This window comes from Paraburkholderia mimosarum LMG 23256 = NBRC 106338, assembly GCF_000739815.1.
GTDB classification, from domain to species: domain Bacteria; phylum Pseudomonadota; class Gammaproteobacteria; order Burkholderiales; family Burkholderiaceae; genus Paraburkholderia; species Paraburkholderia mimosarum.
In genome coordinates, this window is the sequence record NZ_BBJJ01000085.1 from 1 (window position 1) to 22,134 (window position 22,134).

Annotated in this window: 18 protein-coding genes; 10 read left to right on the forward strand and 8 right to left on the reverse strand. The window is 60.7% G+C overall.

The features are described from left to right. Window positions 1-58: 58 nt before the first annotated feature. The 4 genes from BMI01S_RS31850 to BMI01S_RS41295 form a co-directional block, all read right to left on the reverse strand. Complete coding sequence (locus BMI01S_RS31850) at window positions 59-1,198, reverse strand: IS481 family transposase (RefSeq protein ID WP_042291925.1); 1,140 nt, start codon at window positions 1,196-1,198, stop codon at window positions 59-61. Between the two features lie 952 nt (window positions 1,199-2,150). Continuing rightward, window positions 2,151-4,751: an ATP-binding response regulator gene (locus BMI01S_RS31855; protein WP_028232502.1), complete on the reverse strand. Its 2,601-nt coding sequence runs from the start codon at window positions 4,749-4,751 to the stop codon at window positions 2,151-2,153. A 28-nt stretch (window positions 4,752-4,779) separates the two neighbouring features. Continuing rightward, window positions 4,780-5,817, reverse strand: a complete 1,038-nt coding sequence (locus BMI01S_RS31860; protein ID WP_028232503.1) for a 3-oxoacyl-[acyl-carrier-protein] synthase III C-terminal domain-containing protein — start codon at window positions 5,815-5,817, stop codon at window positions 4,780-4,782. Window positions 5,818-6,406: 589 nt separating this feature from the next. Further along, window positions 6,407-6,562, reverse strand: coding sequence for a hypothetical protein (locus BMI01S_RS41295; RefSeq protein ID WP_154671420.1), 156 nt, complete (start codon window positions 6,560-6,562; stop codon window positions 6,407-6,409). A gap of 261 nt (window positions 6,563-6,823) precedes the next feature. Here BMI01S_RS41295 and BMI01S_RS41300 point away from each other — a divergent pair, with 261 nt between their 5' ends. After that, complete coding sequence (locus BMI01S_RS41300; protein WP_154671421.1) at window positions 6,824-7,012, forward strand: hypothetical protein; 189 nt, start codon at window positions 6,824-6,826, stop codon at window positions 7,010-7,012. A 291-nt stretch (window positions 7,013-7,303) separates the two neighbouring features. On the opposite strand, the gene BMI01S_RS31865 is transcribed toward BMI01S_RS41300, so the two are convergent. After that, a complete protein-coding gene (locus BMI01S_RS31865) occupies window positions 7,304-8,044 on the reverse strand; it encodes a GntR family transcriptional regulator (RefSeq protein ID WP_028232504.1) in 741 nt (246 codons plus the stop codon). Window positions 8,045-8,200: 156 nt separating this feature from the next. Between BMI01S_RS31865 and BMI01S_RS31870 the strand changes: the two genes are divergently transcribed. Together BMI01S_RS31870 and BMI01S_RS31875 are read left to right on the forward strand one after the other, a co-directional pair. Further along, entirely contained in the window at window positions 8,201-9,772 is a 1,572-nt protein-coding gene (locus tag BMI01S_RS31870) for an SLC13 family permease (protein ID WP_028232505.1), read from the forward strand. Window positions 9,773-9,840: 68 nt separating this feature from the next. Continuing rightward, window positions 9,841-12,276, forward strand: coding sequence for a hypothetical protein (locus BMI01S_RS31875; protein ID WP_028232506.1), 2,436 nt, complete (start codon window positions 9,841-9,843; stop codon window positions 12,274-12,276). A gap of 49 nt (window positions 12,277-12,325) precedes the next feature. Here BMI01S_RS31875 and BMI01S_RS31880 read toward each other — a convergent pair whose 3' ends face one another. Further along, on the reverse strand, window positions 12,326-12,634 hold the full coding sequence (locus BMI01S_RS31880; protein WP_028232507.1) for an H-NS histone family protein: 309 nt from the start codon (window positions 12,632-12,634) through the stop codon (window positions 12,326-12,328). Between the two features lie 575 nt (window positions 12,635-13,209). Then, a complete protein-coding gene (locus tag BMI01S_RS43795) occupies window positions 13,210-14,940 on the reverse strand; it encodes a methyl-accepting chemotaxis protein (RefSeq protein ID WP_028232508.1) in 1,731 nt (576 codons plus the stop codon). A gap of 705 nt (window positions 14,941-15,645) precedes the next feature. Here BMI01S_RS43795 and BMI01S_RS31890 point away from each other — a divergent pair. The 5 genes from BMI01S_RS31890 (at window position 15,646) to BMI01S_RS31910 (ending at window position 20,147) form a co-directional block, all read left to right on the forward strand. Next, a complete protein-coding gene (locus BMI01S_RS31890; protein WP_028232509.1) occupies window positions 15,646-15,915 on the forward strand; it encodes a DUF1488 family protein in 270 nt (89 codons plus the stop codon). Window positions 15,916-16,364: 449 nt separating this feature from the next. Next, window positions 16,365-16,736 carry a hypothetical protein gene (locus BMI01S_RS31895; RefSeq protein WP_028232510.1) on the forward strand — a complete coding sequence of 124 codons (372 nt, stop codon included), beginning with the start codon at window positions 16,365-16,367 and terminating at the stop codon, window positions 16,734-16,736. A gap of 308 nt (window positions 16,737-17,044) precedes the next feature. Then, window positions 17,045-17,875 (forward strand): c-type cytochrome, encoded by an 831-nt coding sequence (locus BMI01S_RS31900; RefSeq protein WP_028232511.1) that lies wholly within the window; start codon window positions 17,045-17,047, stop codon window positions 17,873-17,875. A gap of 163 nt (window positions 17,876-18,038) precedes the next feature. Next, window positions 18,039-19,469 carry an IS1182 family transposase gene (locus BMI01S_RS31905; RefSeq protein ID WP_028232512.1) on the forward strand — a complete coding sequence of 477 codons (1,431 nt, stop codon included), beginning with the start codon at window positions 18,039-18,041 and terminating at the stop codon, window positions 19,467-19,469. A 222-nt stretch (window positions 19,470-19,691) separates the two neighbouring features. Then, window positions 19,692-20,147 (forward strand): hypothetical protein, encoded by a 456-nt coding sequence (locus BMI01S_RS31910; RefSeq protein ID WP_028232513.1) that lies wholly within the window; start codon window positions 19,692-19,694, stop codon window positions 20,145-20,147. A 123-nt stretch (window positions 20,148-20,270) separates the two neighbouring features. Here the strand turns inward: BMI01S_RS31910 and BMI01S_RS31915 are convergent, their stop codons facing one another. After that, entirely contained in the window at window positions 20,271-20,657 is a 387-nt protein-coding gene (locus BMI01S_RS31915) for a hypothetical protein (RefSeq protein WP_028232514.1), read from the reverse strand. Between the two features lie 88 nt (window positions 20,658-20,745). On the opposite strand from BMI01S_RS31915, the gene BMI01S_RS41305 reads away from it, so the two are divergent. After that, on the forward strand, window positions 20,746-20,904 hold the full coding sequence (locus tag BMI01S_RS41305; protein ID WP_154671422.1) for a hypothetical protein: 159 nt from the start codon (window positions 20,746-20,748) through the stop codon (window positions 20,902-20,904). Between the two features lie 732 nt (window positions 20,905-21,636). Beyond that, a complete protein-coding gene (locus BMI01S_RS31925; protein WP_028215464.1) occupies window positions 21,637-22,101 on the forward strand; it encodes an HU family DNA-binding protein in 465 nt (154 codons plus the stop codon). The last annotated feature ends 33 nt before the right edge of the window (window positions 22,102-22,134 follow it).

Sequence of the window (22,134 nt, forward strand, 5' to 3'; positions counted from 1 at the left end):
TGTACAGACCGGGGACATGATTGACACATGTATGAGGACATCGTTGACACCATGATACTCATGGCAGTGCCGCTTTCAGGTCAAGTGTCGCGACACGGTGATGAGCAAACCAGAGCTCGATTACACCGTCTTCATCCTCCTTTGGACGGGCGGCCACGCGCAGCCCCTTGAGGGCGATCGAGAGCTTCAGTTTCTGCCCCCGCAAGCGCACCAGGCCACTTGAATTGACGAGCAACACTTCATCGCCCGGGCCATATTCAGGCTCGGCCAGATGCTCCGGCATCGCGCGCGGGCTGGGCCGGTAGCGTGTCAACGGGGTGGCCATGCCGAGTGCCTCATGTGGGCGCTCGCTGTTGTAGACGTGACGCCACCGGTTCAGCTCCCGCTGGACATGCTCATGCGTGGTGAACGCGTGCCGCTGCAGCACCTCGGCCTTCAGCGAGCGGTGAAAGCGTTCATCCTTGCCATTGGTCTGCGGATGGTGAGGCCGGCTGTAGCTCACATGCACGCCCAGCCTGATCAGCCAGACGGCCAACTCCGTCAGCTGTCCGGGCGCGCTGGGCGAGCCCCACGGTGCGCCGTTATCCGTGTTGATGCGCGCAGGCAGCCCGTAGCAGCGAAACGCCTGCTGCAGTTCGGCCTGCACGATTTCGGTCGTGGTGCGTGAGCATGCCTTGAGGACGATATTGAAGCGCGAATGATCATCGATGACCGTCAGCGGCGAGCAGCGCCCGCTCTCCAGGGTCTGGAAATCGCCCTTGAAATCCATCTGCCACAGCGAGTTCGGGTGCTCATGTTCGAAGCGCTGCCAGTGCTGGCGCTGCGCAGATTCACGCTCGTGGATCATCCCGTGGCGGCGCAGGATTTCGGTGATGGTGGCCGGCGCCGGAACCTGCTTGTGGCCCAGGTCGATCAGGCGCTGCCTGATCTTGCGCCCGCCCCAGTCGTACTCCCGACGCAGCGCCAGTACGCGTTCGACGAGTGGATCCGGCGAGCGCGTGGGGCTGTGATGCGGCCGACGCGAGCGGTCGGCCAGACCCGCCGAGCCTTCGTCGCGGTGGCGCTCCAGCCACTTGTAGCCGGTCTGGCGGCTGATGTTGAAGCGTCGGCACAACTCACTGAACGGCAGGCTCTGCGCGGCTGCCAGGCTGACGAATTCCTGTCTGAGGCTCATGGTGTCTTTTACGTTCCAGGGCATGGATGGATTCGGGCGTTGGGATGCCCAAAAGTGTCAACCATGTCCCCGTACACCTGTCAGCTATGTCCCCGGTCTGTACAGCGATCGAAAGACCGGATCGGGGTCGCAAGTACGCATCCGCTGACAGCTAGACCCGACATTCGCGGTCGTGAACGTTCGAATGACGGGAGTGCAACCTCAAGCTGCCTCAAGAATGGCGACGCCTGAGCGCTAGCAGTGGCCGATGACTTGTCGTCGAGCAACGGTACAGAATGACCGGTCCACTCCAAAACCGGCCCTCCACGAGACGTCAAGCGGTTCGCCACGCGAATCTTGACACTACCGGAGGAATGTTTGCAGCGTGGATGGTCGCGCGGACTATTTTCCTGGGAGGTCAGCCATGCCGCAACGCTGACGTGAAAGGAAGTCGGGCGTCGTTGCGTCCGGGGCGAAGGTCCGGTCTGCCGGCAGGGATTATCCAGACGGTGTGTGGACGTTTTCAGGTGCCGCCGATTTTCCAGACAGTGTCTGTAAAATGTCTCGCTCATGCCAGGCGAGATAGAGCGAGCGCATGCAGGTCCCGCATCGCGTCATGGGCGGTCAGGCTGCGGCGACCGGTTCTTCCACCGAATCTTGAGAGTACCCCCGAACGTCAAAAGCCTGCCGTAGCAGGCCGAGACATAAAAGCGGCCTTGCGTCGTCCGTCAACCAAGGACGGAATAATCCAGGTACGCTGACCATCGGTGCACCAGCCGCCCCGGCCAACCGGAGCCAAACGACCGTGCGCACCATTCGGCCTGCGCTGAAGTACGGCGCCGGAACCGGCAGTTACGGGGCTGCCAGTGGCGGGGACTGTTAGTTGCGCAGTGACGGAAGGGGCCTTCGATTGCCGGCGCAACCACGACCGTCATCATGCGCTTTGGCTCCGCAAGGAGAATGCGAAGGCAACTGACGTTGAAAAGCCGCTCGAACCTCAGTCCTTGCTCGATACGCCCGGCTGATCGACTGGGCTTATCGCAGCCACAAAATATTGATGCAATGCGTCGGCGGAGCGGTTTCCCAGTGCAGTAGTCCGGCCGAACCATTCGGTCTCGATGGGCCATTGGCCATCGAGGACCCGCGGATAGATCTGCTTCACATACAGGTGCAGTGCTTTCGCGCCGATATTTCCGCTGATACCTGAAAGAAGGTGCAGCACCGCGCTCACTGCCCCTATGTCACCGGTCTCCACACCGCTTGCAAGCTGCGCCAGTAGCGACCGGATTTGCGCAATGCCCTTGAGGAAGGTTTGATCCAGCATATCGAGCGACGCCAGTTCGTCAAGATGTGCCTCATCAAGCAGGTCGTCCTCCGCGATCGCTGCCCGATCTGCAACCCCATTTCCAACCCAATCGGCAGCCCGCGTGACTGCCACTGCCGGCCGCTCCCGTTTCTCAAGGGCGCTCGCCAAACGCGAATGAGCAAACTGTCGTGCGAGACACGCATAGAGCACGCCGACCTGCACGGGTTTCGTCATGACCTCGTTCATGCCCGCTGCGAGACAGGCCCTGACTGCCACCATATCGGACTGGCCGGTCAAGGCCACGATAGGCATTTCGCCATACTCGTCCACACGGGCGCGAATCCACGCTGCCGTCTCCACGCCACCCATGCCGGGCATGTTCATGTCCATCACGATGGCGTCGACGCTCCCTCCGCCCTGCAGGCGCGCCAGCACGCCTTGCCCGTTTTCCGCCTCCACGACGCTGGCGCCACACCGCTCCAGATAGCTCTTCGCGACCATCCTGCTGTAGGTGTCGTCATCCGCAACGAGAATCGTCTTGCCCGCGAATCCATCAAAGCGCGGGTGGCGCAAATGGCGATCGCCGCTTTCCATGAGTTTCTGCAATGTACTCACCAGTTCCACCATGCGTATGGACTTGCTGATCGTTGCGTCCATGCCGGCACCCTTCGCGAGCACACGAGCCAGGTTGTGAGCTTCGGCCGTGTAACCAACGACAAGAAGGCTGCCGGGAGCCAGGTCGGCGTCGGAACGGATCTTCTCCGTGGTCGTGTAGCCGTCGAGACCGGGCATATTGATGTCCATCAGCACGAGATCATAGGCGGAACTTTCTCGAAGGAGCGTCAGCGCGCGTTCACCGCTCTCCGCTTCGACGACCCGGGCGCCCACACCAGAAAACGCATGGCAGACTTTCTCGCGTATTACCGCGTCGTCATCCACTAGCAGTATCGCCTTGCCGCTAAAGAACTCCCTGGCGCGCGCGAGAAGCTTCTGCCGGTAAGCCGCGATTTCACTCTCAGGGATGGCAGGAAACTCGAGCGTAAACTGGGTAAATTTGCCGGGTTCCGAACGGCACTCGATCGTGCCGCCGAACGAGCGCATCGCACGCTGGCAGTAGGCGAGCCCCAAACCCGTACCTGCAGAATTTCCCTGTGTGCGGAAAGGCTCGAACAGATGGGACATCAATTCGGCTGCGACGCCCGGTCCCGTGTCGTGAACGATAACCCTGTTGCGGTCGACGGTCAGCGTAAGTGTTGCCGTGGGATGCGCCGCCATATGATGCAGCGCATTCTTGATCAAGTTGAATAAGGTAAACAGATAGACGGTCTCGTCGACCTTGAAGGTAAAGTCTTCGAGGACCATCAGTTTCACGCGGCTGCGCTCTTGCCTGCTGCTAAAGCCGTACTCGTCGAGCGCCTTGCGTGTCACCTCCGCCGCACTCGCATAGTTGAGATTGTCTGATTGCATGGGCTTGGCGCTGACCTCATCCAGCGTCATCGCAATGATTCTCAGCCCGCGGTCGATCACCAGCTGTCCATGCGCGACATGCTGCGAGAGCGAAGCCACCACGTCGACCGGCAACGCCGACGAGGGCCTCGACTCGGCCATCGCGGGCAGCGCCTCCTCGACACGATCGAGCACGTACCTGAGCTGGCTGAGCGGATTCCTCATTTCATGGGCGATCGTGCCAGCTAGCGCCCGAAGAGCGCCGTTTTTCGCCTGAGCGGTGATCCCCCGCATGTTGCTGTAGCTGAATGTGAGGCCCGCGATGATGCCGAACGCAAAAACCGGCAGGTACGTGTAAAGCAACAAATGGCCGTCGACATGAAGGGACTCCGGATTGAGAGTCCACGCGCAGAGGATGGCGAAACCAACCCCGATGGCCAGATTCAGAGCCAGCACGACGAACGATGGAAATATTGGTATCAGGAAGAACAGCATCCCGACTTCCGCCATCGACCAGATCATCGAATAGTGGCCGGTTATCAGGTAGTAGGTGAAAAAGAACGGTAGCGTATAAGCTACCGTCAGGAAGTAATACCAGGGCAGGAAAGGCGCTACCGCTGCGGGCCAGAAGCGTCGCAGAAGCAACAGCAGACAGGCGAGCGCGCCGATAACCCGCATCGGCGTGCTTTCATTCGGTTGGGGGTCGATGTACGTCCACCACAACCAGTACAACGGATGTCCGATTGCGCCGATAACGCCAACTGCCAGCACGCTAAGGTCCGACATGCCATATGCGTCGCGAATCCGCTGCTTCAGATGGCGAACGCCTGCTGCTATGCCTTTCATATCGTTCTCAATAATTCGATGCGCGGCCTCAGAACCGGAAACTGCTCACATTGAACGACATGCCAGCGCTGCCGACCCAGCACAACGCCCTGTCTCCCCGTTTCAGTTTCCCGGTCTCCCTGGCCAGCGAGATCGCGGCCGGAATCGAAGCGGAAACGAGATTTCCGGTATCTGGATAGATGTGATACATCTTATCGTCAATGCCTGCCTTCACGCCGTAGCCATGCCACGCAGCTTTCGAGGAGGCGTGGGTGAAGACAATATCGATGTCTTTTTTGGGAACAGCCAGTCTGGAGAAAACTTCCGATAGCTCATCCGAGTTCTTGTGCAGTTCGTGGCCGAACGAGGTAAACCGCATTTCGCCGTTCTTGCCGATACGATCGGTGGGATGGCAATACCCCTCGTAGCCAGGAATCGGGATCGTACACAGGTCCGATACCTCCGGCTTGCCGCGAAACGCGAAACTGAAGTTATCCGGCTCCTTCGCAACCACCAGCGTGGCCGTCGCCGCTTCCCCTATCGTGAACGACGGCAAGGTGTATTCGACCTGTGCGTGATGCTTGAGCGCGAAATTCGAAGGATAGAGCGGACCACCCGCGAGCATGTTGAACTCAGCATTCACGATCATGGCGTTCTTATATTGGCCGGATTTGAAAAGACTGTCGACAATCGACATTGCGCGCGTCCAGCTCATACAGGCGTCGACAACATCGAAGCACTCGGCATTACCAAATCCGAGCGTACTCGCCATCATGTGGCTGTTGCCCGGCTCAAGGAACCCCCTCCCGATGCCGACGAAAATGAACAGTTCGATGTGCTCCGGCCTCAGGTACGTTTCCGCCAACACCTTGCGCGTCGCCATCGCAACATGATCGATGGGCGACTCATGGCTATCACACCAACGTCGATGGACCAGACCGCTCCGGTCAAGCAGGGTCTTGATGGTTCGCAGTGTCCTGTCGATGTCGCCATCGAAAGCCGTGGAGTGCGTCCGGATCATATCGACAACTTCTTCGTTCGTAACGACCCTCGAGGGGAGACTGACTGCAACATTCTTGATGAGCATAGGGAATCCGTGAATCGCGATAGGATGGATGGGTAAAGGTCTCGCGCGCATGGCACGCGGATACCCGGACACCGGATATCCGGCCGGATGGCACCGTACATTTGCGCCCCCACCGTTTATCACGAATTACACCTGTTCCCTGAGGTCGACCCGAGCGACCGAGTCGCGATTGCCCGGCACATGAATGCGCACGAGACCACATGGTCGCCCTCGCAATTGCTTGCCTTTGATCCCCACCAACCCCTTCAACTCATCTTCCGGGTGGCAATTTCATTCTGTAACTCACCGGGCTTGTCGGTTCATGCCCATGGTATATTTCCCCGCAGTGACCCCAATCAGTTATCGACAAAAGTAGGTCAAACTTAAGGGATAAACCCAGCAGCCTTCGCAGGTGCGTCGTTAAAGCGCGATTGGGTAAGTAAGCGCCTGTTCCGACTCGCACATCTCACTGCTTTCACCATTGTCGTGACTCGCGCAGCCCTTGGCATAGGTGTCCGCTAGCGGACGCCGAGGACGGGCTACTACTGCACACATATGGCCACACGCCTTCGTTCAGCCCAGGATACGCTCTCGTCCAATCGTTCTTTGGTCACCAACGGCGCCGGAACAGGCGCGAGAGCACGCGCACCGGCAGGAAGAAGCCGGGCCGGCAGCCGATCCAGCGTTCGCCCATCAGCGAATCATGCCGTCCCGGCAATCGTGGGCGAAGCAGCGTCAGCGACAGATAGCCGGCCGCCCTGACCATCGTGCACCGCCAGACTTCGGCGGCCCGGGCAGGCGAGCGCCGTCGCGCCGACCCGCCGGCCAGGCGGTCGGGCGGACAACACGTCTTGACGGCAGCGAGCGGTGGGGCCCACGTTGCACGCAGGTTGAAGCGGCAGTAAGGTGCGGATCGCATCTTGCGACGACGCTCAAGTTTGCCTGTACACATGCCACCCTGCCCCGCTGGATCTCGCCCAACACAACAACGCCGGCGGCAATGACGGCCAGATAGAGGACCTTCGACATGACCACCACCAATCCAGGCGTACTGAAGGCGCCACTGCGCTGGCAACCTATCAGCAACTGGTCGGCGAGACTGCCGAATCCGTCCTTGAACGCCAATCGGCCTGGCGCGCCAAAGCGTGCGTCTGATCCCCTTCCTTTCGCCCTGAACTCGGACGCGATCACTGTCATCCCATTTCCTGATCGTTGACCAAAGCGTTGCTGGGGCGCGTCTACTGCGACCGTCGATATAGCGGATGAGATCAGCACAGGCTGATCGCCTGTGGCATTGCTGTTCGCGCTATTGATCGCCCCCGGGGCTGACAGTAGCAGCCTTGCGCATCGCCACGGAACTGCTCCCTCAAGCCTTTGACCTGTTTTCACAGTCGCCATTAGCGCAAGCTCGGCCCGAATACGGACTAGGAAAAATACGTTCCGCCGACTGAGCGGCCGCTGGGGGTCAACATCGGCCGCCTGGACATCGATCAGATCCCTGACGCGCCTACCCGACCACCCGCGCCTCAAGCCCGCTGCGTACAACCAGATCGAAACGCTCGGGGCGAATATGGAACACCGTCGCCTCGCACGCGCGCCCGTCAGCGAGTCGCGAAGTCCTGCGCAGCACGAGCAGCGGCGCGCGCGGCGAAACTTCCAGATACGCGGCGATATCGCTTGCGGCCGCAACCGCAGTCACGGTCATGTCTGCGTCGACGATGTGCCAGCCCGGCAACCGTTCGAGCATCTCGTACGATGGGAGGATTTGCGCTTCCTCGCGCGAGATGACGCTTGCCTCGGGCAGCAGGCAGGTCTGCGCGAGCGCGACAGGCACGCCATCGACGCGGTGCAGGCGTTCGAGATACACGCAGTGCGTGACATCGGCCGCGAAGGTGTCGCGCAGGCCAGGCGGCACCGCGCACGCTTCCATACGCAGCAGTTCCATGCTGGCCCGCACACCCTGCGCCGCCAGCGAGTCGTAAAAGCCGCGCAACACGTCGAGCCGATGCTGCAGGCGCCTGTGCTTCACGAACGTGCCCTTGCCCTGCTTGCGCTCCACGACGTGCGCCTCCACCAGGCGACCTAGCGCCAGCCGGACAGTCACGCGGCTCACGTCAAAGCGCTCGCTCAGTTCGGCTTCCGAGGGCAGCTTGCCCGACGGCTCGTAGATGCCCTGCCCGATTTCCTGTTCAAGTGTTGTCGCGATCTGTTCATAGAGCGACGTCACGTCTTCTCGCACCAGCGTCATCGATCTCCCTCGCTGCGATCCCGTCGCGCCTTGTGCGCGATTCGCGATATCGATATGAAAAGCAATTGGATGGTCCCAACTTGTATTAATACGTATTATGCCATCGTGCACCGCGGATGGTCGCGGCATCGGCTCGAAAAACGAACGCAGGGAAGCATGACCGTGACAGACAAGATTCTCGATATGCCGCAGCTCGAGCGCCCACCATATGTCGCAGAGGCTCACCACGCGAGCGAAAGCGTAGCCGCAAGTGCTCACGGCCATGCTGGCCCGCGCAGCGGCTCCGCACTACTTCGTGCCCGCCTCGGCTTCGTGGCCGCGTGGTTCATCTTCCTTGTGATCGCGTGGCTCACGCCGACGCCCGCCGGTCTCGGCGCGCCCGGCCAGGCGACGCTCGCCGTGGTCGCGTGGGTCGCGATCGTCTGGGTGACCGAGGCGATTCCCGTCGCCGTGAGCGGCATACTGATACCGATGCTGCTTGTGCTGTCACACGCAAGTCCGGGTTTGCCAAAGGCCGCAAGCGGTTTCGCTGCACCCGTGGTGTTTCTCTGCCTCGCGGCGTTCCTGTTTTCGGCGATCATGCAGGCAAGCGGCCTCGACCGTCGTATTGCGCTGGCGCTGCTCGAGCGCCTGAAGGTGCGCACCGCCAATGGTGTGATCTGGGCGATGTTCACCGTCAACCTTGTCATGTCGATGGTCGTGCCCGCCGCGAATGCGCGCTCGGCCGCGCTGCTGCCCGTCACCAACGGCATCGTCCAGCTGTTCGGCGAATCGCCGCGCGAGCGCGCCGCGAAAAAGGCCATCGTGATCCAGTCGCTCGTCTACGGGGCGATGATCAGTGGCATGTGCATTCTCACAGCGCATCTGCCGAACATGGTGGTGTCAGGCCTGCTCGAAAAGCAGCTCGGCATCCACATTTCCTGGTTCACGTGGTTCAAGCTCCAGTGGCCGTATCTGGGCATGTTCGCCATCACGCAGTGCTGGGTCCAGTACTACTTCCGTTCGCGCGCCGTGCAGATTCCTGGCGGACGCGCTGCGATCACGACGATGCGTCGCGCCCTCCCGCCTGCCTCGCACAATGACTGGCTGGTGCTGGTCCTGTTCGCGGGCGTGGCGGTCCTGTGGGCGACGGAGCCGCTGCATCATCTGTCCTCGGAAATCGTTGCGCTGATCGCGCTTGCCATCCTGTTCGCGCCGGGCGTGCTGCGCTTCGGCTGGTCGGATGTCGAGCAGCGCACGATCTGGGGCACACTGTTTCTGCTCGCAGGCGCGCTCTCGCTGTCCGCGGCGATCAGTTCGTCGGGGCTCGCGCAATGGGCCGCCGATCACATCTACCTCGTCGCACACGGACATGGCTGGTGGCTCGCCATCGGCATCGTCATGGTCGGCACGCACATCATCCGCATCGGCATGCTGTCCAATGTTGCCGCTGTCACCATGATCGCGCCGATCGCACTCGCGCTCGCTCCGCGCCTTGGCCTGCATCCCGTTGCCTTCACGATGCTGGTCAGCGACACCGACAGCTTCGCCTACCTGCTGCCCACGCAGATCACGGCAGGCGTGATTGCGTACAGCAGCGGCGCGTTCACCACCGCCGATTACGCCCGCGTCGGCGTGGTCTCGGTGCTGATCGCGATCCTGTACGGCCTATGCGTGATCGCACCGTGGTATGCGTTCATGGGCGTGCCCGTGTGGAACGCGTCTGCGGCCTGGCCGTTTGCCCATTAATGCTCGCGCGCACTCGCCTGAGCGCGTGCGCGCGATCCTTTGCCCGCCTTATCGATACCCACCCCCAGATGAGCGAATCAAACGAAACCGGTCTGCACGCCCGCGCGCGTGCCCTGCGCGAACGCCTTGGCGATCATGTCGCCCCGGCCGGCCTCTATGAGCAACTGAAACAGCGCCCCTTCGCCGGCAGCGTGCGTTGCAATGTCTCCCGGCTCGAAGCGGGCAGCTGGGCTGAAGTCGTGCTCGACTACGAAGTCGGCTCGTCGGGCATTGCCGATGGCGGGTGGCTGAAGGCCACGTTCAGGTTTTACTCGGACTGGGCGCTCTTCCAGACAAGCGATCCCACCGCTGCGAACTACATCAGCGCCGAATATCACGCCGCGCCACTCGTGCCAGGCCAGAGTCCCGCCACGGTGCAGGCGCTCAATGTGCGGTTCGACCAGAAAGGCCATGAACGGCCGTACCAGAAGGCCGTGATCGTCGATGTCGTCGACGGGTATCTGAACGCGGGCGACCGCATCGTGATCCGCCTTGGCGATCGCCGCCGTGGCCCCGGCACGCGCATCCAGACCTTTGCCGAAGACAATTTTCGTTTCCGCCTCTACGTCGATCCGCTGGGCACGTCACGCTTCGTCGCGGTGCCAGGCGACATTGCCATCGACATCCATCCGGGCGATCCTTCGGATGTGCTGCTCAACGGGCCGCGCTTCGTGCGGCCCGGGGAAGCCGCTGCGTTTCGCCTTGTGTTGCAGGATCGCTGGGGCAACGCCTGCCGCGAGCTGGGCGCGAACGCGAATGCGCGACCCGTAACCGCGAATTTTATCGCCAACGTGGTCGCCCGCGACGCAGAAGGGGCAACCGTCTATCAGCGCGAGCACGCCTTCCCGGCGTCCGGATTCGCGACGCTCGCGCTCGACGATCTGCCGACGGACCGCGGCACTCTGTCCATCGTGGCGAATGTGCCCGCGCGGCCGCAGATCCGCGCAGCCGTTGCATGGCTCACGGTCGATGCCGCGCTGCCCGCTCCGCGCGCACTCTATGCCGATCTTCACGTGCACGCACACGACACTGTCGGCACCAACAGTCCCGCATACAACGCGCAGTACGCGCGCGATATCGGTGGCATCGATATCCTCGGCTATACGGCCAACGACTTCCAGATCACGGATGCGAACTGGCAACTGGGCGTCGACGCCGTCGAACGGTTCAACGAACCCGGCCGCTTCGTCGTCTATCCCGTGCAGGAGTGGTGCGGCAGCTCGACAGCGGGCGGCGATCACAACGTCGTATTTCTCGGCGACGAACGTCCCGGCTTTCCGTACAACGCGCGCGGTGAGCACAACCGCACGCTCGTGTGGAACGAGGACATGAAAGGCAATGGGGTAGAGCTCGGCCGCTGGCCCGTCGAGGAACTATGGGACGCCTACGCCGACGACGCCGGACATCACCTCGTCATGCCGCACGTTGGTGGGCGTCGCTACATTCCGGACTGGCACCATCCGAAGCTCGAACGGCTCGTCGAAATCGCCTCCACGTGGGGTCACTTCGGCTGGCTCTATCAGGACGTCATCTCACGGGGCTACCAGCTCGGCGTGGCTGCGAGCGGCGACGAACATCGCGGACGTCCCGGCGGCGGTGCGCCGGGCGTGCAGGTATTCGGCGTACATGGCGGACTCACGGGCGTGCTCGCCGATACGCTCGACCGGCGAACGGTCGGCGAGGCGCTACGTGCACGCCGCACCTGGGCGACGACAGGCGAACACAGCGCGCTGCTCGTGCGCAGCGGCGATCATTGGCAAGGCGAGGCGTTTACGCAGCACGGCCCGGCTACGCTCGAATACCGCCTGCTCGGACGCGCCGGCTGGGAATACGTCGCCGCCTACGATCACAGCGGCCTGATATGGGAGCGCAACCTGCATGAGGAACTTGGCTATGCAGAGCGTTTGATCCGCGTGCGCTGGGGCGGCGCGCGCATTCGCGACCGGTATCGCTGGGCGGCGTGGCGCGGTCGCATCCGAATTCTCAACGGCACAATCCACAACTTTGGTTCGCACGGCTTCGAACACGTTGAGGAATCCGCGTGGCGCACCGGCGCAACGGACATCCAATTCAGCAGCGACACATACGGCGACGCGGACAGCATCGAAATCGACGTGAGCAATCTGGCTGCGGCGACCATTGTGATCGAAGGGACGATCGACGGCTTCGTGAAGGTAGGCGATCCGCTCGCAGGCAATCCGTTCGCGCATGCGCCGGCATTTCGCTTTGAAATCAGCGGCGCGGAACTGCTTGCGCGGGGCAGAGCGATACATGCGCTCGGCGGCACGGAATTGTTCGTTGCAGTCGAGCGACTGACCGACAAGCCGTTGCCGGTCGATCTCGCGGGCAGTGTCGAGGTTGCCGCTAAAAATGCGCCGTCTGGTTTTCGACCGGTGTACTTCTTCGGGCGGCAGCGTGACGACAGCAAGGTGTGGTCGTCGGCGCAGTTCATTACATTCGAATAGGTTCACCGCAGGCACAGGTGAACTGCGCCTGCCGTGAGTAACCCGGGGTTCAGTCCGTCATCCCGTCACGAATCAGGAACCGGTCGCGGTTCCTGACGTCCCTGATCCAGTTTGGCGCGCGCCCTCTGCCAGACCAGGTGGCACCGCTTGCCGGATCGCGATACTTCGCGGGTGACACAGCGTGTGAAAGCCTCGGTCTGCCGCGACGAATCCCAAAGATGTCCCGCTCCGTATATCCAAACTCGACCACCTTTGCGCGGATATCGGCGAGAACGGCGTCGTACTCCTGCTGCCGGATGGCGGCCGCCTGGCTTTCGAGTTCGGCAAGTTGCGCTTTGAGTTCCCTGTACGTTGCCACGAACCATCTCCCCCGTCTGGAAATCATACGGTCATGATAGTGAGTTTTGCAGGACGCTGATCCGAACCGGGATGGCTCGTCGTTGAGTCCCGCATCACACCACTGTCGATGAGTTCGCCGGCGGGAGCGGCAGCTCCGACCGGATGGTAACGTGCCAGCGTTCTCGTGGTTAACGAGGAGAACGGCCACGGCGCCCGGGCAGCCTTCGACGCATAGCTTCAGGCAAAAGCCGAAAGCCCCGGCAGCCTCGTCGTCAACCCGGATAACAACGAGGCGACAGGATTGCACATTGGCAGGCGCGCCCTTCGCCCCCAGCGACAGGCGCCATAGTGCACCGACCCTCGCCAACCCAAGCCCGAGAGACACCGGCAAGACTACCGCTCCGTCACCGTTGGCATCATTGATACCCCGGAACAAAAAATCGCGACTTGACCTGACTTGCCCAACATCCGACTCCTCGTCTTCCAGGCAAACAAAACGGCGAGCCGATACAGAACACGAACGTCAACCCTCGCGCTACGTGGGCGCTTTCGGCGAATGTCCCTGGTGAAGCTGCGAAATCGACGGGATTCCACTCAGAATGTCTGCCAGTCCCCTGCACCGGTATCCATCGCGACTGCGGCCTCCCTGCTGGCAATACTGACTGGCGATGGCCTCGTCGACGTTGCACGGGAAGCCGTGCGAACTGTCGGTTCCGGCCCACGCAGCTCGTTGCGGCGGGCAATCCCCCGCGACGCGGATGGCGCTGCATCGGCGATCCTGAAGACGGCCACGGCTCGACGCAGCTCCTGGGCCTGCTGGGCCATCGACTGCGTCGCGGCCGCGGCTTCCTCGACCAGCGCCGCATTTTGCTGGGTCACGAGGTCCATCTGGCTTACCGCCGTATTGACCTGTTCGATCCCGGTGCTCTGTTCTTCCGATGCCGACGAGATTTCACCCACGATGCCAGTCACGCGCTTCACCGACTCGACGATTTCGGTGATCGTGCTGCCCGCTGTCTCCACCAGCTTCGAGCCAGCGTCCACCCGATCTACCGACTCGTTGATCAGGTCCTTGATTTCTCTCGCCGCGGTGGCGCTGCGTTGCGCAAGCGTGCGGACCTCGCCAGCCACGACGGCAAACCCCCGTCCCTGTTCACCGGCGCGGGCCGCCTCGACTGCAGCGTTGAGCGCCAGGATATTGGTCTGAAACGCGATACCCTCAATCACGCTAATGATCTCGGCCATCTTCGCCGAGCTCCCGGAGATCCGCTGCATGGTCTCGACCACCCGTCCGACCACTTCGCCGCCGCGCTGAGCGATTTCCGATGCCGTGCCGGCCATCGCGGTTGCCTGCCTTGCGCTATCCGCGTTATGACGGACCGTGCTGGTGAGCTCTTCCATGCTGGAGGCGGTTTCCTCGAGGGATGCCGCCTGCTCCTCGGTGCGCCGTGAGAGATCGGTGTTGCCTTGCGCAATCTGGTCAGCAGCGACCGAAATTGACTCACTGGAGGCCTGGATGCCCCGAACGATTGTCGTCAACTGGTCCTTCATGAGACCCAGCGAGAACATCAGGCTGCTGCGATCACCCGCCTTCAACCGTACGGCCGTGCACAGATTGCCTTGCGCGATGTCGCTCGCGAGCGCGGCCGCCTCGCGTGGCTCGCCACCAAGCTGCCTGGCCAGGCCGCGCGCAATGACCAGCGCCAACAGCAGCGCACTTGCCGACGCAGCGACGATCAGGCCAACCACGAGTGCAATCGCGTGCGAATACGCCTGGTCTGCGGCTTCACCTTCGCGCCTGGATCCCGCCACATTGACGTCGACAATCGTCGTGATGTCCTTGTCAATGGCATCGCGAAGCGTAGCCGCCTGATCCCTGACGAGGGCCATGGCGTCGGCCCCGTTGCCCGCTTTCATCAGCGCGCGGATCTGCCGATCAATCTGGAGGTATTGCGGCATCAGCGTCTGGATATCCGCAAACGCCACCTTCTCCTGCGGCTCGGAGATGAGTTTCTCGTATTCCGCGACTGCGCGACCATAACTTGCGATGCCGGCCTCGATTCGTGTGTCGGCATCCTGGATTTGAACAGGGGTCTCGGAAGTCGCAAGGCGGTATTCGCCAAGACGAATCTGGCGCAGCCCCGCCTGCATCTGCAGACTGCTGCGTACGGAGGGTAACCAGTTGTCGCGCATCTGCGAGACATGACTGTTTTCAGCACTCATCTCGAAGAGGCTGAATACACCCAGACTGATCAACAGAATGATGACCGCGGAAAAGCCCAGCATCAACTGGGTTAACACTCTCAGGTTCTTCAGGTATTGCACGAAATGGCACTCCTGGTTGTTTTTTTAAAGGCAAGACAGTGTGATTAAAGCCTGCACTGGCTCTATTTCGCCGCAATGCATCGGGCATGCTTATCGAAGCTGAAAATCCGGTGATGGATGCTCAGTACATAAACGGGTTAAGGCTGGGGTAAGAGCTGGTGGACGATGCAAACACCCACACATCCAGCGCATTTTTTTAAAAGAATACTGCATCTATTCGTCATCGCCCATCAATTTGTGCGCGAAACGTGAACGAGTTTAATTGCAACAAAGGCAAACGTTTCCGTTGATTCATGGATTGACAGCCAGAAGTCTTTTTGGTTTCTGTATCGCAAGTTGCGGTTTCGGGCCGGATTTATCATTGACTCCGCTGAGCCAGCCCTCTCATTGAAAATCGAGGTTATTCCTGCGGCCAGCGCGGAACGGACGCCGTTACGTGCCCATCAGCGGCACGCGCCCTTCCCGATCAGGTCGGTCTTTCTGCGCGATGGCGAGGTGAATAATCAGGCGCGGTAGCTCGGGGCGGCTTTTGCGTCTCAAAGACACCGGCAGTCAGACATCACCCGCATCGGGAACGCCTCGCATGCCGGCATCCGCAGAACATAGGCGCCATGCCGTGCAACCCGCTCACTCTGCCGATATCTGAAATGCATGGCATGTGCAACAATGATTGTCACCCGATCCCGAGCGTTGTTCTCGTCGCCTATGGAAACCGCCGATTCTGAACCGCAGGTGCTCTCGAACCGCCATGGCGTGGCGTTTTGTCTCATACACCGAAACGGCACGATCGGATGCGTCATCACGATGGCGGCACTGGAAGCCTATTTCTGGCTTGAACCACGCGCCAGCGACGCCATCATCCTGAAAACCTTCCGCGACGGCTACGACCGCATCCGCGCGATAGCCGAACGGAAACTGCTCGCCCGTCCCGCGACACGCCTCGAGCTGACACCGGCAGATTTTGCGCGCCACTGAGGCACCTGCCCGTTCGCAAGCTGGCGACGACACCTGAGTGAGCACGATGCCAGTCAATTTCCGGCTGCTGCGTCATCCGAGGGCATCGACGAGGCGCCCGAGCGGGCGTCGTTGCCTGGCTGGAACATCCGTTCGTGCCACTTTGATCGCTGGCTCGTACTACCTATTTTTCAAGATACGCGGTTGTTGCCAGCAAGATCGAGCGCCAGCCGGATCCAGAACATGCTGTCGGTCATTCGCGAAGACTGAACCAGTATGTCTGGGCAGCAAAGCAAGGGTCCCCTTGATGACATAGAGGAAGATGATCGCACCAAGCAGATCACCCGCAAACATCCTGCATAGCGCTCGGGCGCTAGCCGGCCAGGAACAGCCGGTCGACGTCGCCGCTGAGATCGCCGACAATTGGTAGCAATGGACGCGACGTGAAGTGTTAAACACGGCCCTACGACATGGCACATGAATACCTCGTCATTTTCCAGTACCACGAGCCTGAACCGCGACAGCTATTCGAGCGCGGACTGATCGAAGACTATGAATCGACAACTGGAGTCTTTATCAAAGCAGAGTCGGCCGAAGAAGCTTTGACTTGGTGCGAGGCAATCGCGCAAGAGCTCCTTTGGCGCTGCAATGATGACAAGTCGATGGATTGGAAGCGCTTGGGATATTCGTGCTGGATTGAGTCCAATCCCGAAAAATCGCCTTGGGGCCATTGCCTGAGCTTTTTCCAGCACGTCCACGTCGGTGAAATGCCGAACGTCGACGAAATGGGTACTGCAGCGTATGTCAACTGGCAGAAAGACTATGGCGGTGCGACTAGCTGAAGTGGAGCCCGGTCGTTTAGCGGCCAAGCGCAGTCTCAATGACCGGTTTCGAGAAATGCGAGGGGCCGCTCCGGGTCGGGTGCGGGCCGCAAACGTGAAGCGGCTGCTGTGATGTCATGCAAGGCGGGAAAGCAAGATAGACCCCTGTTCGCATCTCACGCCTCTATGCGCCCGGCTCGCACAGACGGCACGCGCGCTACTGGCGATTCGCCACAACTGACATAATCCGATCAACGGTGCCGAATGAATTCGCGGCTTCGGCGGAGTTGCCGCAGACGTCACCGGCAATAGCAATGCACGGAGGAAAAATGTCGAAACGCGTGTTGTTTGCGGTTTTGCTGATGACGCTTAGCGTGATCGGGCATTGTGCGCAGCCCATGATCGAGCTTACGATCGGCGGCAAAACCCAGTCGTTTAGCCAAGGGGCGTTGCTGGCGCGCCTGGATGCTACCGAAATTCGCGTTCCGCGAGATGTCGCCTACGGTACGTCGACGACGTACCGCGCAGTTCCGCTGGCCAACCTGCTGGACGGTGCGGCGTTTCCTGCGGACAGCGTACTGGAGGCACGTGCGACCGACGGCTTCGCCGCGCAACTGCCGATGGACCTCGTGCGCAACCGTGATCCCGCGACGGCCGTCGCATGGCTCGCGGTCGAGGACCCGGCGCAGCCATGGCCGAACCTGCCGGGCAAGCCTGTTAGCGCTGGACCGTTCTACCTAGTCTGGGTCGGCAGGGAGGCGGCATCCGTGCGCAGCGAGCAATGGCCTTACCAGATCGCGCAACTTACTACGCAACCATCGCCATCTGTACGTTGGCCGGTGCTCGCCATCGATCCGGCGCTCCCCGCAACCGATCCGGTCCGCGCGGGCCAAAGCCTGTTCATCACCCAGTGTCTCGCCTGTCACCGGCTCAACCACGCGGGCAGCGCGGACACCGGTCCCGACCTCAATGTGCCGATGAACCCAGTCGAGTACTTCCAGCCCGCCGCATTGCACCGCTACATTCGCAATCCGGCATCGGTTCGAGACTGGCCCGGTCGGACCATGCCCGCTTTCCCGCGGGACCAACTAAGCGATCGCGAGATCGATTTGATCGTCGCTTATCTCGCGTACATGGTGCATCGGAAGGTTGGACAGTAAGGCATGCGAGTTACGATTTGAAGGCTGCGTAATAGTCTTTCACCGGCCATGCAAGCTGGAATTCTCGCCGTCAGGCGGCTGCCGTGGCGTTCGTCGGCCCAGACAGTGTCAAAACATAAATTCGGAATGCTAAAATTAATCATCGTGAACGGGGAGAAGCGAGATGAAGCGGTTCGTTCAAGGCGAAGATCGCACGCAAAGCTTTCTCCTTCCCGAAGCGCTTGATGACTACGTGACAGACACCAATCCGGTGCGCGTGGTGGATGTTTTTGTGGACGAGCTGGATCTTCACAAACTGGGGTTTGAAGGCGTTGAGCCAGCGCTAACAGGTCGGCCTTCGTATCATCCAGGCGTGATGCTCAAAATCTACATCTACGGTTACCTGAACCGCATTCAATCCAGTCGTCGCCTTGAACGCGAAGCTCAGCGCAACGTCGAACTGATGTGGCTCACAAGTCGCCTGGCACCGGACTTCAAGACCATTGCGCGGTTCCGTAAGGACAACGGCAAAGCGATCCGCAGCGTCTGTCGCGAGTTCGTCGTGCTATGCCAGCGTCTGGACCTCTTCGCCGAAGCGTTCGTGGCAATCGACGGGAGCAAGTTCAAGGCGGTGAACCATCGCGACCGCAATTTCACGAGTGCCAAGCTCGAACGACGCATGCGCGACATCGAGTCAAGTATCGCCCGCTATCTCGAGGCGATGGACACCGCGGATCGTCAGGAGCCTGCCATCGCGAAGGCCAGAACAGAGCGATTGCAAGACAAGATTGGAGCCTTGAAGGAGCAGATGCAAAGCCTCAAGGAGATCGAGGTCAAGCTGAAGGAAGCACCGGACGGACAGATATCGCTCACGGATCCGGATGCCCGTTCGATGAAGACCCGAGGAACCGGAGTCGTGGGCTACAACGTTCAGACGGCGGTTGACACGAAGCACCATCTGATCGTCGCGCACGTCGTCACCAACAACGGCATTGATCGTGATCAGTTGACGTCGATGGCGAAGCTCGCCCGTACAGAGATGGGCATCGACAAGCTCACCGCAGTTGCGGATCGCGGCTACTACAAGAGCGAAGAGATACTCGCATGTCATGAGGCCGGGATAACCGTGTTCGTTCCAAAGACGGTGACATCGAGCGCTACGGCGCATGGCCGCTTCGGCAAGGAAGACTTCATTTACGACGCAAAGACGAACGAATATCGGTGCCCGGCAGGCGAGCGGCTCATCTGGCGATTCTCGACCGTTGAGCGTGGCCTGAAACTCAGTAAGTATTGGAGTTCTAATTGCCAGCAATGTTCGCTGAAAGGGAACTGCACTCCGGGCCCTCAACGTCGCGTGGCACGCTGGGAACACGAAGCTGCTTTGGACGAGATGCAGGCGCGACTTGACCATGCCCCTGAGATGATGCGAATCCGACGCCAGACTGTCGAGCATCCATTTGGCACGATTAAGGCGTGGATGGGTGCAACCCATTTCCTGACAAAAACTATCGAGCGGGTGAGCACGGAGATGAGCTTGCACGTGCTCGCGTACAACATGAAGCGGGTGATCAGGCTGCTCGGCGCAGAAATGGTGGTAAAGGCAATGCGGGCGTGAACCTCGGGGGGCGCGAACCGCGCAGTAGTTCGACGTATCTGTTTCAGGTGGCTTGACGTTTCATGCTCTCGCAATTCACCGTCGAAACATGCTCCGGGAGAGGGTGTCGTCAATTTCCAGCAGCCAGGGGTTTTGACACAGTCTGGGCCAACAGGAGACACTCGACTCAATCCCACGGATCGTTGACAATGCCTCGCCGAAGAACTCGACAAGGAGAGCAAGGTGATACGTTCAGGAGACGTCTTTGGAATCCGGACGTCCGGCGGCGAGGCATACTTCCAGTATGTGAAGAAAGTCGCTCCGATGGGCTCGCTGATCCGCGTATTGCCGGGTGTGTTTGCCGACGCACCTGCAGATTTGGAATCGCTCGTCGCGATAGAAACGAATTTCCGGATCTTCTTTCCTGCAGGCGCAGCGTTCTCTCGCGGCATCGTTCGAAAGGTCGGCCGATTTGCAATTCCAGATCATTCGAAGAATATCCCCGTATTCCGGGCTGGGGTCGTAGATCCGGCCGTGGGGAAAGTAGTGGACTGGTGGTTGTGGGATGGCGAGACGGAATGGCGCGTCGGGTCGATCACCGATGAGCAGCGCAAACTCCCCATTCGAGGCTCTTGGAATGACACGATGCTGAAAAAGCGGATCGAGGAGGGCTGGTTACCGGAACACGATCCGAGGTAATTCAACTTCACGAACCGTGGGACAGGAGCCGGCCTGTCCGTTCAGCAACACCGGAGGTTCGAATAGTCAACAATTCGAAATGCGAAACTCCGTCGAAGGTGTCTCCCGACTTGCGTCTCAGGGTCAAAAGCCCGGCGCTAAGCGCCAATGAATAAATGGCGGATACGGTGTACCGCTGAGGAAGGCCAGAAATACTTCGACGACCTGGTCAGCCATGAACCATTCATCGGAGCGCATTGGGACGTTGCCCGCTCGAAAGACCAGGATCGTGCCATCCGGGCGTACAGGCGAGGGCTTATCGTGGAACCCTCTCCATCGTTGTCTCCCGAATTCGAAGCGCTCGATCATACAGCTCGCACCTCCGCCAGCAACCTGCACGTAGTTTCCTGCATCGTCAGTCAATGACGCATAAGACGACTTGCCGTAGCTTCGCAGTGACTTGAGCGCACGAGCGATCTGTGTGTGGGTGGGCGCGCTGATGGCCGCTTTGCCCTCGATGTCGAGTCTCATTCGCTGTTCATTCTCGCTTCTTCTCAATCAGATCAGAATCATACCAACGCCCAAACCCAACAACGAATGGCCGCTACCGAGAAAAACGATGGACCGCTCCGGGTCGGGTCCGGTCGGATGGCCGCCCTCGCCGGCCGCTGGTTCGCCGGCCAGCCAGCGTCAGGCTCTCATCATTCTCACCGCGATGTTCACCTGGCTCGTCAACGCCGGCTACCTGCGCGGCAATCGCATGTGGCTCCTGCGGTAGCGCGCGAAGCGTTCGGCGCCTTGCGTGTGACCCGCTATCTGTCGATCTCGCTATGGGACGAGGTCAAGGCCGGGGTTGGGCAACTTCCCCTGGAGACCGAGGCCGGGCGCAAATATGTCGCGCGCTGCCGTTAGCTGACGACGTGTTCTCGCTCCAAGGCATGCGGATTTCGGAAGTCGCGGGCGGCCGGATGGGCGACTTCCTGGCGAGTTGCAAATTTAAGTTCATTCTGATGGGCACAAAGGTGCACCCCGGCTCGTGGCGATCCCATCATCGAGGGGATTTCGGACCCGTGAGGTGGCATGTTCAATTCGATGGGCAGCTGCTGCCACGAACGTCGCGGAACATGTGCGCAATAATCATGGTGCCCCTGCGCGACTCCGGAATACCCCCGGAATGTCTCGAATCGGCGTCGGCGACGTTCGAGATCGAGCGCATCGAGCTCAGGACCGCAGCCGGGGACGCGCGCGCGCAGGCGGCGGGATTTGCGCCGACGCGAGGGGCTGGGCGTTTCTTCCTATTCACACGCGGTTCCCAGGCCCGCCCGCTGCGAAAACGGGCGCACGTCCTCGGCTTCTTGCGCTGGCGATGACGAAAAGCCCTGCCAGAAGGCGTTTTCCTGTTGCGAATCGCGGACACCGTTGATACGCTAGGCGCCAGCTTAAGACGGTGCAGTAACGCAAAGCGTCGTGCACCGTCTTAAGCGGTTCTCAACCTGATACAGGATTATTCATGGCAACGAAGACCGCAACGAAAGCACCGAAGGTTGCAAAGCCGGCCGCAACGAAGGCAGCAACGAAGGCAGCAAAGCCGGCAGCAAAGAAGGCCGCGCCCAAGGCTTCTGCTCCGGCAAAGAAGGCTGCGGCCAATGGCGTACTGAAGCCGCTGAAGGAAACGTTCACGAAGGCCTCGTTGGCAACGTACGTTGCCGAGCAAGCCGGTGTCGAGCCGAAAGCGGCCAAAGCCGTTCTGGCTGCGCTCGAAGACACGATTCTGGGCTCGGTGCATAAGAAGGGTGCAGGTGAGTTCACGCTGTCGGGCCTGGTGAAAATCGGCGTCCAGGCTGTCCCGGCGAAGAAAAAGCGCTTCGGCAAGGACCCGTTCACGGGTCAAGAGCGCTGGTTCGATGCAAAGCCGGCAACGGTGAAGCTGAAGATTCGCGCGCTGAAGAAGCTGAAGGACGCCGCCGCAACCTGAAGCCGTTGCGACGTTGACAGGAAGCCCGCGTTG